This window comes from Campylobacter sp. BCW_4341 (assembly GCF_001764255.1).
GTDB lineage: Bacteria > Campylobacterota > Campylobacteria > Campylobacterales > Campylobacteraceae > Campylobacter_D > Campylobacter_D jejuni.
Genome location: NZ_MKAH01000038.1, coordinates 136,582 through 148,059 on the forward strand (window position 1 = coordinate 136,582; position 11,478 = coordinate 148,059).

General features: G+C 29.2%; 10 protein-coding genes. 2 read left to right on the forward strand and 8 right to left on the reverse strand.

Annotation, left to right across the window (positions count from 1 at the left end; all coding sequences use genetic code 11):
• The first annotated feature begins 24 nt into the window (after positions 1-24).
• Positions 25-3,627: a DNA polymerase III subunit alpha gene (dnaE, locus tag AJN70_RS06420; protein WP_044780516.1), complete on the forward strand. Its 3,603-nt coding sequence runs from the start codon at positions 25-27 to the stop codon at positions 3,625-3,627.
• A 12-nt stretch (positions 3,628-3,639) separates the two neighbouring features.
• Here dnaE and AJN70_RS06425 read toward each other — a convergent pair whose 3' ends face one another.
• From AJN70_RS06425 to AJN70_RS06445, 5 genes are read right to left on the reverse strand one after another with little or no spacing between them, the layout of a single operon-like run.
• Positions 3,640-4,272 carry a YggS family pyridoxal phosphate-dependent enzyme gene (locus AJN70_RS06425; protein ID WP_002855231.1) on the reverse strand — a complete coding sequence of 211 codons (633 nt, stop codon included), beginning with the start codon at positions 4,270-4,272 and terminating at the stop codon, positions 3,640-3,642.
• Positions 4,273-4,307: 35 nt separating this feature from the next.
• Positions 4,308-5,057: a flagellin C gene (gene flaC, locus AJN70_RS06430; RefSeq protein ID WP_004305585.1), complete on the reverse strand. Its 750-nt coding sequence runs from the start codon at positions 5,055-5,057 to the stop codon at positions 4,308-4,310.
• A 39-nt stretch (positions 5,058-5,096) separates the two neighbouring features.
• A complete protein-coding gene (locus tag AJN70_RS06435) occupies positions 5,097-5,567 on the reverse strand; it encodes a DUF4149 domain-containing protein (protein ID WP_002871299.1) in 471 nt (156 codons plus the stop codon).
• 12 nt (positions 5,568-5,579) lie between these two features.
• Positions 5,580-6,395: a HemK/PrmC family methyltransferase gene (locus tag AJN70_RS06440; protein WP_044780514.1), complete on the reverse strand. Its 816-nt coding sequence runs from the start codon at positions 6,393-6,395 to the stop codon at positions 5,580-5,582.
• Complete coding sequence (locus tag AJN70_RS06445) at positions 6,392-7,579, reverse strand: M48 family metallopeptidase (protein ID WP_070295616.1); 1,188 nt, start codon at positions 7,577-7,579, stop codon at positions 6,392-6,394. The genes AJN70_RS06440 and AJN70_RS06445 overlap by 4 nt, the downstream gene beginning before the upstream one ends.
• Positions 7,580-7,705: 126 nt before the next feature.
• On the opposite strand from AJN70_RS06445, the gene AJN70_RS06450 reads away from it, so the two are divergent.
• Positions 7,706-7,891: a hypothetical protein gene (locus AJN70_RS06450; protein WP_002861403.1), complete on the forward strand. Its 186-nt coding sequence runs from the start codon at positions 7,706-7,708 to the stop codon at positions 7,889-7,891.
• On the opposite strand, the gene mog is transcribed toward AJN70_RS06450, so the two are convergent.
• From mog to AJN70_RS06465, 3 genes are all read right to left on the reverse strand, one after another.
• Complete coding sequence (mog, locus tag AJN70_RS06455) at positions 7,888-8,430, reverse strand: molybdopterin adenylyltransferase (RefSeq protein WP_002861404.1); 543 nt, start codon at positions 8,428-8,430, stop codon at positions 7,888-7,890. The two genes, AJN70_RS06450 and mog, sit on opposite strands and share 4 nt — an antisense overlap.
• Positions 8,431-8,450: 20 nt before the next feature.
• On the reverse strand, positions 8,451-9,434 hold the full coding sequence (gene corA / locus AJN70_RS06460) for a magnesium/cobalt transporter CorA (protein ID WP_002861405.1): 984 nt from the start codon (positions 9,432-9,434) through the stop codon (positions 8,451-8,453).
• 113 nt (positions 9,435-9,547) lie between these two features.
• Positions 9,548-11,302: a hypothetical protein gene (locus AJN70_RS06465; protein WP_070295520.1), complete on the reverse strand. Its 1,755-nt coding sequence runs from the start codon at positions 11,300-11,302 to the stop codon at positions 9,548-9,550.
• Between the last annotated feature and the right edge of the window lie 176 nt (positions 11,303-11,478).

Here is an 11,478-nt window from a genome sequence, read left to right on the forward strand (position 1 = left end):
GCCTTAAAAAACTAAAGGAAGAAAATGAGTCAATTTACACACTTGCATTTACATACAGAATATTCTTTGCTTGATGGAGCTAATAAGCTTAAAGAATTAGCTTTGACTTTAAAAGAGCAGGGTGCTACAAGTGTTGCTATGACAGATCATGGAAATATGTTTGGGGCAATTGATTTTTATCAAACAATGAAAGCACAAGGTTTAAAACCTATCATTGGTATGGAAGCGTATTTACATAATCACGATGAATTAGATGATAAAAGTTCTCGTCAGCGTTTTCACCTTTGTTTGTATGCAAAAAATGAGATCGGATATCAAAATTTAATGTATTTAAGTTCTCAAAGTTATATTAAAGGTTTGTATTATTATCCGCGTATCAATAAAAAGCTTTTAGAAAAATATAGCGAAGGTCTTATTTGTTCTTCTGCTTGCTTGCAAGGTGAAGTAAATTGGCACTTAAATACTTATAGTGAAAGAAATGTGCGTTTTGGTGCAAAAGGCTATGAAGCAGCAAAAGAAGCAGCATTATGGTATAAAAAAGTTTTTAAAGATGATTTTTATTTTGAAATCATGCGTCATGGTATAGGTGATCAAAGAATGATAGATGATGATATTATCAGACTTTCTAAAGAATTAAATATAAAAATCATTGCTACAAATGATACGCATTATACTTTTAAAGAAAGAGCGGCTGCCCATGAGGTTTTTATGTGTATAGCTATGGGAAAAAAACTTAATGACCCTGATAGAATGCGTCATAGTGTGCATGAATTTTATGTTAAAAGCCCTGAGCAAATGAGTGAGCTTTTTGCAGATATTCCAGAAGCTATAGAAAATACACAAGAAATCGCGCAAAAATGTAATTTAGAGCTTAATCTTGGCAATCCCACTCCACCGAATTTCAAATTTACAAGAGAATATGCTAAAGATCATAATATTACCTTGCCTGAAGAAACAAAAGAATTTAGCTTTGATAATGATGACATAGTTTTTGAAGAGCTTTGTAAAAAGGGACTTGAAGAGAGATTAAAATTTATCGATGAAAGCAAGCATAAAGAATATAAACAAAGACTTGAAGTAGAAATTAATATCATTAAAAATATGAAATTTTCAGGTTATATGCTTATTGTTCATGATTTTATTAAAGTGGCTAAAGATAAAGGCATTCCAGTAGGTCCTGGAAGAGGATCAGCTGCAGGAAGTTTGGTTTCTTATTGTTTGAGGATTACGGATTTAGATCCTATTCCTTATAGTCTACTTTTTGAGCGTTTTTTAAATCCTGAGCGTGTGAGCATGCCTGATATTGATGTGGATTTTTGTCAAGACAGACGTGCTGAAGTGATTGATTATGTGATTGATAAATATGGAGCAGATAAGGTTGCACAGGTTATTACCTTTGGTAAGCTTTTAGCTAAAGGGGTGATTCGTGATGTGGCTAGAGTTTGTGATATGAGTATTCAAGATGCTGATGAGCTTGCTAAACTTGTGCCTGAAGAGCTTAAAATCACTCTTGATGCTGCTTATGAAAAAGAACCTAAAATCAAAGAATTTATTGATCGTCATCCTAAAGGTCCTGAAGTTTGGGAATATGCAAGAGCTTTAGAAGGATTAAATCGCAATGCCGGTATGCACGCAGCGGGTGTTGTAATTTCTAATGAAAGTTTATGGAAGAAAACTCCGCTTTTTAGACAAAGTAAAAATGATGAAAGACATTTAGTAACGCAGTATTCTAAAGATCATTTAGAAGATGTGGATTTGATAAAATTTGACTTTTTAGGTCTAAAAACTTTAACAGTAATCAATAATGCAATCAAGCTTATTAAAAAGCGTTACAATAAAGACATTATTTGGGAAACCATAGATGTAAATGATAGCAAAGTTTATAAAACCATACAAAGTGGAAATACTTTAGGGATTTTTCAAATCGAATCAGACGGTATGCAAAGCTTAAATGCACGCTTAAAACCAGAGCGTTTTGAAGATATCATTGCGGTTCTTGCGCTTTATCGTCCAGGCCCTATGGAATCAGGAATGCTTGATGATTTTATCGATAGAAAGCATGGTTTAAAAAGTATAGAATATCCTTTTGACAGTTTAGAAAAGGTTTTAGAGCCTACTTATGGGGTTATTGTTTATCAAGAACAGGTTATGCAAATTGTTCAAATTATAGGTGGCTTTTCTTTAGGAGGTGCTGATGTAGTGCGTCGTGCTATGGGTAAAAAAGATCCTGAGAAGATGAAAAAACTTAAAACTGATTTTGCAGATGGAGCAGAAAAACAAGGATATGATAGAGCAAAAGCTGAGGATTTATGGGAGCTTATCGTAAAATTTGCAGGATATGGTTTTAATAAATCTCACTCTGCGGCTTATGCGTTGATTACTTTTCAAACAGCTTATTTAAAAACTTATTATCCTAGTGAATTTATGGCAGCGCTTTTAACAAGCGAAGAAAACAATGTGGATAAAATTGCTGTTTATATTGATGAGATGAAAAAAATGAATATTAAACTTTTACCTCCATCGATTAACAAAGCGATCCGTGAATTTAGTGCTTTAGAGCAAGATGGCAAGGATGCTATTATATACGGACTTGGGGCTATAAAAAGTGTGGGTATTCCTGCAGTTGAAAATTTACTTGAAGCAAGACAAGATGGAGAATTTAAGGATATTAATGATTTCTTAGGTAAGATAGATCCTACCAAAATAAACCGTAGAACATTAGAAAGTCTTATTAAGGCAGGGGCTTTTGATGAGTTTGGTTTTACTAGAAAAGCTTTGTTTGATAATATGGAAAATCTTAGCGAAGCATCGCGTAAAATGGCTGAAGTAAGAAAAAATGCTGCAAGTTCTCTTTTTGGTGAAGAGGAATTAACTTCAGGTGTTCAAGTAAATTTTACTCCCAAAAATGAAGAATTTGAAGTGATGGAAAAATTAGGATATGAAAAAGAAATTTTAGGAATTTATGTTTCAGGCCATCCTTTAGATCGATTTTATGAACAAATTAATGCCATAGATTATGTTAAAAGTTTAGATTTTGAAAGTTTAAAAAACAATGGAGAAATTTTAAGTATAGGTAAAATTGAAGATTTCAAATCCATGATGAGTAAAAATAATAAGCGTTATGGTAGAATTGAAATTTTGGATTATTATTCTTCGTTTGATGCTACTGTATTTGAAAGCAATGTAGAAGAAATAGAAAACATCATCAAAGATGAAAATTTAAAAAATAATGCCTATGGTTTTGTATTGGGATTTAAAGCTGAGGGAGGGGAGAAGCCTAGCTTTTTTTTAAAAGCAATTAAAGATTTACAAAGTCTTGAAGATGGCGAGATTAAAGCTATAAAAAAATTTGGAGTAAAAAAAGATTTCAAAAATAAAGAAGAAAATCATTTTACCGCAGAACCTAAGGAATTTGAAAAAAATATCATAGAGCTAGATTTGACAAGGTTAAATAGAGAATTAATCTATGAAATTCATGAAATTGCTAGAAATGCACATAATCCTAATGAAAAAAACAATAAAAAACTTGTTTTAAAAGTTATTAGCGCGGGATCTTGCTTGCTTTATCATACAGATTTTATTATCTCTGATAGTATAGTAGAGGAAATTTCTAATAAATATGCTTAAGTAAGATTGTTCTTACTTAAGATTTTTAAATAAAATGCTTCCAAGTCTTACTAAGTTGGATCCGCATTTTATAGCAATTTCAAAATCATTACTCATCCCCATAGAGCAAATTTTAGCCCCATGTTTTTGAAGAATTTCATAAATTTTAAATGTAGTTTCAAAGCTTTTGATAATACTTTCTTTATCTTGGCTGTGTGATCCTATGCTCATTACGCCACAAAGATTTAGATTAGAGCATTCTTCTTGTATTTGTAAATATTCTTCTACAGCTTGATTTGGATCTAGACCGCTTTTGCTATTTTCATTTGCACTATTGATTTCTAATAAAGTATTTAATTTATAATCAAGTCTTTTGTCCATAGCTTTAGCTATTTTAATACCATTACAAGAGTGCCATAATATAGGTTTTTGTTTGATTAAGAGATTGATTTTGTTGCTTTGTAGAGTTCCTATAAAATGCCACTTTATGTCTAATTTTTTTTCATCAAGATTTTCTTTTTTTTGTGCTAGAGCTTGGACTTGATTTTCTCCAAATTCTACTATACCTTGATCAAAAAGCTTTTCAATTATACTTGCATCGACATACTTGCTTGCGGCTACAAGACGAACGTTTTTGGTTTTTTCTAAAATTTGCTCTAAAGTCATTTTGATAAAGAAATAAGCCCTATTTAGGGCTTATATTATTGTAATAAATTAGCAATTTTGCTTTGAAGCTGCATGTTGGATTGCGCAGCAACAAAAGCAGCAGCATTTTCTTTTAGATAATTGGCATTAAAATCATTAACATTTTTTGCTATGTCATTATTTAGTAAATTATTTTCAGCTGCTTTTGAGTTGATGCTATTTTGAACACTTGCATTAATATTTGATGTGATGGCATTGATACCTGAGCCTATTTCACTTCTTAAACTTCCAAGTTGATCCATAAAATTTGTAATACTATCTTGATTATCTATGCTTAATCCACCTGTTGCTAATGGATTTAAATTTGTAGTTTCAGTTCCGCTACCTACTACAAAATTCATAGTTTGAAAGACATTTTTTCCATTATAAGTTGCATTATTAAAAGAATCATTGATGGATTCTTGTATGCGTGTTGCTTCTGTTCTTAGCATTCCTTTTTGAGAATCATTAAGTGCAGCATTGTTCATTTTTACTGAAAGTTCATTAAGTCTATCTGCGCTTTGAGAGATATTGGTAAGGCTAGCATCTGCAATTTGTAAAACCCCTATAGCATCATAAGCATTTGCGATACCTTGATCTATAGTGCTTGATTGAGATCTTAAAGAGTCAGCAATAGCTAAATTGGCACTATCAACTCCACTTATTGCGCGAACAGCTGCAATATTTTCTAAAGCTTTATCGCTAGCTTTTTGTGCATTGTTTAAATAGTAATTTTGTTGCATCATAGTTGCATCAGAGATCATCATGGCCTACTCCTTCTCTTTTTGGATTTATTTAATATTCTATCATTTTTTTGCTATTTTAAAGCTTAAGAAATACAAAAAAACTTGCATTATCAAGATGATTTTAATCACCACTTCACTTGCATTATGGATACTGATAAATTCTTGAGTTTTTGTAGCGTTTTCACCTAAGTTTTGGAGTTCAATTATGGTATTAGTAAAATAAAAAACAAATATTAAGCTTAAAATCAAAATAAGCAAACTCAGCATAAATTTTGAAAATTTTATTTGAAATTTTATTTCATCTTTTATAAGAGAATAAATTTCATATAAAAAATTAACCACTGAAACAAAAATCAGTAAATATCCCATTTTAATAAAAATTTGCGTCATCATTAAGCCACTTTGAAAATGGCTCAACACTCCTTCCCCTATAAGATTCTGAGGAAAAAAAATTGTTGGTGCAACAACTATTCCTAGTATGAGTTCAACCCCTATGATGGAGGCAAGTAAAAATAAATTAACAGCTTTCAAAAGTTTCTCCTTTTATTTTTTATCATAACGCATATTTGTAAATTTAGCTATAAAAGCACGATTATAACCTTGTTCATCTTTGAAAAAATCAACAATGAAATTATTTTGATATAAAATTTTTTCCAAAATTTCTTTTTGATCATAGCCAAATTCACAAGCTAAAAATTTAACTTTTTTATCGAGGGAAAAATGTATGATTTCTTCTAGAATTTCATATCCTTTTTCTCCGCCAAATAAAGCTTCTTTGGGTTCTTTTTGTACCCAAATATCTATAGGATATGAATTTTTAATATAAGGTGGATTTGAAAAAATAAAATCATAATTTTCTTTAATTTGCTTAAAATTACAAAGCTTAAAGTCAATCAAATGTTCGACTTTGTGTAATTTGGCATTCTCTAAAGCTAATTCTAAGGCTTTAGGATTGATATCACAGGCTGTGATTTTTAACCCAAGTTCTTTGGCTAAAACAATGCTTAAAATTCCGCTTCCAAATCCTATTTCTAAAATCTTATTAAAAGTATTTTTTTTGCATAAATTTAAAATTTGAAAAAGTAAAATTTCACTATCATAACGAGGGATTAGAACGCCTTTTTTTATCTTAAATTCTAAGCCCCAAAAATCCACTTTTTCAAATATATATTCAAAAGGTTCTCCAGATTTAAAACGTCTTATAAGCTCAAAATAAGGTTTGTGATCTATTTCTATATCTTGGTTTAAAAATAACCAAGCTTTATCTTTTTTTAGATATTCACAGAGTATAAATACTGCTTCATTTTCATAACCTTTTAAGCTAGATTTAGCTTCTATAAGAGCATTTTTTATAGTCAAGAAAGAGCCTTGATTCTATCGCTAATACTTGGATGACTGAGATAAAAAAATGTATATATTTTACTTGTTTTGATAAAAGCTTTATTTTCTCTTGCTAGAGCTATCAACGCATTTTTCATATCTTCTTTGCTTGTAACTTTAGCTCCGTGTTGATCAGCTGCAAATTCATTTTTTCTACTTAAGGCATTAAGTATAGGAGAGATTAAAAAGCTAAAAATATTTGCAAAGATAAATAAAAGAGCAAATACACCGCCATTTACTCCTTCTAGATGACTTTCTAAGTAAACAAATTCAGGTAAATTTGCAAAAACAAAAAAAAGTAAAAACATAGTTATAGCACCGTTAAATAAAGCTTTGATAACATCCTTATGAACAAAATGTCCAAGCTCATGTCCTAAAACAGCTAAAAGTTCTCTTTCATTTAAAGCTTTTAATAATGTATCAAAAAGAACCACTCTTTTGCTTTTAAAAAGTCCACCAAAATAAGCATTTAAACGTTTATCTCTTTTGCTTGCATCAATAACATAAACCCCATTTGCATTAAACCCACATTGTTTCATTAAAGAGCTGATTTTTTTCAGCAAATTTTCATCGTTTAGTTTTTCCATTTTATTAAAAATAGGTGCTATCAAGGTAGGGTAAATAAGATTTATAATCACTATAATACAAAAGGCAAAAATAAAGGCCACAATCCACCAAAAAGTTCCAAAAAAATCATAGCAAAAAAGCAAAGCATAAAGGATTAAAAATCCAAATATTAAAGTTAAAATAAGACTTTTTACAGTGTCTTTGATAAAAAGTTTTACAGTCATATTTGAAAAACCATGGGCTTTATCTTTGATAAAACTTTCATAAATACTTAAAGGTAGATTTAAAATACTTGTGATTATTAAAAAAGATAATAAAAATAAAGTATTTTCAAAACGAGTGTTATTTGAGATAAGTAATTCTTTAAGATATAAAAATCCAAAACCTATCCATGCAATATTGATGATTAAATTATAAAAATTGGAAAATAGTTTAAATTTTTCATTTTCGATGGCAATGTCTGCTGCATTTTGATAGTCTTTTTCGCTTAAAATTTGAGCTTGTTTGTCTTTTTCTCTTTTTAAGAAACGAATTTGAGTATAGGAAATCCAAGATAAAAGTGCTGTGTAAAGACATAAAATTGCAATTAAAGTCATTATTTTTCCTTGATTGGTTTTTTGCGAATTCTAGCTTAAAATAATGAAATAAAGTTAATAGCTTAAAATCTAAAATAATATTCTTTTCAACTAAGTTGATGTATATTTATAAAAAAGGATTAAAGAATGTTTTTTAAGAAAAAGATTTCACAAAAGCAAAAAGAAAAGCCTAAAATTCCAATCAATGATATGATTTTAGATGACAGACTTTGTAAGTTTAAAAATAAAGTGCAAAAGATAAGTAAAGATGAAGCTTCGGCAAGTCTGCTTGCTAGACAATTAAGCAGACTTATCAGAGCTAATAAATTTTAATTTTGACATTTTTTCTTAGGGCGAAAAACCTTAATAACTTCATCATTTGCTTCTATATAAGCGCCTTCTATTAAATCAATACAATAAGGTATAGCCGGAAAAACAGGCTCTAGGCATTCTTTTATAGCCTTAGGATTTCCTGGTAAATTAATGATAAAAGATTTATTGCGAATTCCTGCATTCTGTCTTGAAAGTATAGCTGTTGGGACGTATTTTAAACTTTCTAAGCGCATAAGCTCTCCAAAACCTGGCATCATTTTATCACACACGGCTTCCGTGGCTTCTGGGGTTACATCACGAAGCGCTGGACCTGTACCTCCGCTTGTTACAATCAAATCGCATTTTTTTTCATCTGCTAGATAAAGTAATTTTTTAATGATCAAATCATAATCATCAGGGATTAATTCTTTATGATAAATAATATCATTTTTTATATATGAATTTAACACTCTTTCAATTTCAGCAGTAGCTTTATCTTCGTATATGCCACTACTTGCTCTATCGCTTAGGGTTAAAATTCCTATGTTTATCGTATCCATTGTTCCTCCTTAATAAATTTTTATAACCATCCTTTTTTCTTGAAAACAACCAAAGGTAAAATGATAGAAATTACCATCACGCCAAGCACTATGGGATAAGCATAGTGAAGTTCAAGTTCTGGCATGAATTTAAAATTCATACCATAAACAGTTCCTATTAAAGTAGGAGGCATCATGGCAACAGTTGCAACGGTAAAAATTTTAATGATTTTGTTTTGTTCTATGTTGATTTGGCTGGCTAAAATGGTTTGAATATTGTCTAAGATATTAAGTTGTGAAACACTAAATTCAACCAAAGAATTTAAGTCTTTTAAAACTATAGTGAGATTTTGTTTTATATCTTTATCGATTTTATCGCTTTTTAGCAAAGAAGTCATAGCACGACGTTTATCAAATAAAGAATCTCTTACACGCATATTAAGCTCTTGTAAGCTTGAAATATCCTTTAGCATTTCATCATAACTATATTCATCTTTTTTTTCTAAAACACTTGTTCTTAAGCGTCTTGCTTCTTTATCTATCCATTCTAGTAAATCCGCATCTTTTTCAACGCGCACTTCAAACATTTTATCAATAATATCAAAACCATCTTCAAAATTCTTCGGACTAGCTAAAATTCTTGCTTGAATTTCTTCAAAAGTACTAAATTCGTTATATCTTATAGTAAATAAGATATTTTTAGCTGTAGCAAAAGTAACAATTTCTGTGCGAAGCTTGATTAAATTCCTATCTTCTTCATCGCTTTTAAGATCTCTTACTAAAAAATGAGCATTGATGGTTATTGTCGCATTGTCTTCCCAATATTTTGCGCTAAGTTCTATTTCTTCTCTTTCTTCTTTTGTAGGAAACTCAAGATTAAATTCACTTGATATAAAAGCAATTTCTGCTGCACTTGGATGAAGTAAATCAATCCATAAAATATTTTGTGGTAGTTCTTGACTATCGAGATTAAAGTTGATTCTTTGAACTAAAGCATTTTGAGTTTTGATATAAACATAGAGCATAGTTATTCCTTATTTTTAACTTTAAAATTATACCTTGATTAGTTTAAAAATCAATTTTTTAATTTTTGCAAATCAAAAACCAAATTTTCCACCTAAAGCTCTTAAACTAAGCTTTAGTTTAAAATATTTTTAATCAGTTTTTGCAAATTCCTTTTTGTTTCTTCTTGTTCTTTTATGATAAAACATTTTGCTTTTGGCCAAAAATAACTTTTAGGATTTTCAAATTTTCCCCAACGCCAATCAAATCTAGGATGTAAAAGAACTATAGTAGGAATATCCATAGCTAAGCTTAAATGCGCTATAGCACTATCAATACTAAGCATACAGTCAATATCATATAAATAATTTAGAGTATCATTCCAATTTTTTATAAGCTTACTTCTATCTTCTATTGCCTTAGGTAATTCTTCTTTTAATTGCATTTGAAAAGAAATGATTTCATAATCTAAGTCTTTTAATATATCAAATAAAAATTCAAATTTTACATTTCTTAATAAATCAGAATTTTCAGCATTAGGAGTAGCATAAAAAATACCAAGTTTTTTTCTTTTATTATGCGGTTTTTTCTGTGGCAATATAGGTGTTTTTAATCGTGAAATCTCGTCAAGCTTAATATCAATAAAAAAAGGCAAAGAACAAATAGGAATAGCATAATCAAAATTTGTAGGTAGATTTTTTAAAACCTTTACATTTTTAAAAATATCATCATTTTGATTTAAAAATTTGATTTGATTTTTAAACATTTCATACATGGCACTTTGAGGAGCAAATAAAACCTTTGAAGCGATTTTGCAAAGTTTTTCTAAGCATCTTGCATACATTATAGTATCGCCAAAGCCTTGCTCGCAAAATACTAAAACTTCTTTATTTTTAAAAGCATCAACGCCAAATTTATTAAAAGCTTTTAGGCTTTCATTATAATGATAAGTAGAAAAAGTTTCATTATGAGCATAAAATAATCTGCTTTCATAATATTTCTTGCCCTCTTCAAAATTATCATCCACTCCCATACGCATCAAAAGATAAGCCAAATCAAATTGATAGGTTGCATGAGAATCCAAGCTAAGACATTTTTTATAAGCATAATAAGCTTCTTGATAGTTTGAATTAAATTCTAAGACCTTAGCATAGTTTTGCCAAAACTGTGCATGGTGTTGATTGGCTTCTTGTAGCGATTGAAAAAGTTCTAAAGAATCAGATATTCTAAAAAGCTTAAAAAGCAAGTATGCTTTTTGGGGTAAAATTTGATGAGTTAAAAAATCTTCTATTTTAGAAATAGTAAGATTTTCTTTGGTTTTACTGTGAAGCCTATCTTCGAGTTTAATTAAATTAAGATTGGTTTGTTCAGCAATGATTCCTTTTTGTAGTTTATCAATCAAATCTTGCATAAAATGACACAAGTGTTCATGTGCATTTAATGCCTTGGTAAAATCATGTTTAAAATAAATTTCTGCATAATTTTTCCATAGATTAAGATTATACATATCTTTAGAAAGCAATTCTTTGAAAATTTGTTCAGATTCTTCTAATTTATTACTCAGCTTATAAATAAAAGCCAATTCTAACTTAAGTTCATCTTCTAAATCATCTTTGCGAGTTAAAAGTGTTTGTAATAAATTCAAGGCTTCATCAAGTCTTAAATTTTCAATATAGCTTTTAGCAAGCATAAGACCATTAAAACTTGTAGGATTTAAAGAAAAAAGCTCTTGAGCATAATATAAAGCTTTTTGAAAAAGAGAAAGTTTATAAGAAGAAAGCGTAGCAAATTCTAAAGCAAATTTTGGACTTTCTTTTAAAAATTGCTCACTCAAGTTTAAACATTTTTCATAATTAGCATTAAAATAATAATAATGAATTTTATCAAACATATTTTTCCTTGATAGTTACATTAAAATCTAATATTATCTTATAAGTTGCATAAAAAGATAATTATATTTTTATAAAATTAAATAATAAAACAAAAATAAAAAAATAAATACAATAAAAACATCCATCCCAATAATTTTAAAATTATCAGGATGAAATTTTAACAAGTAGGAGAGTA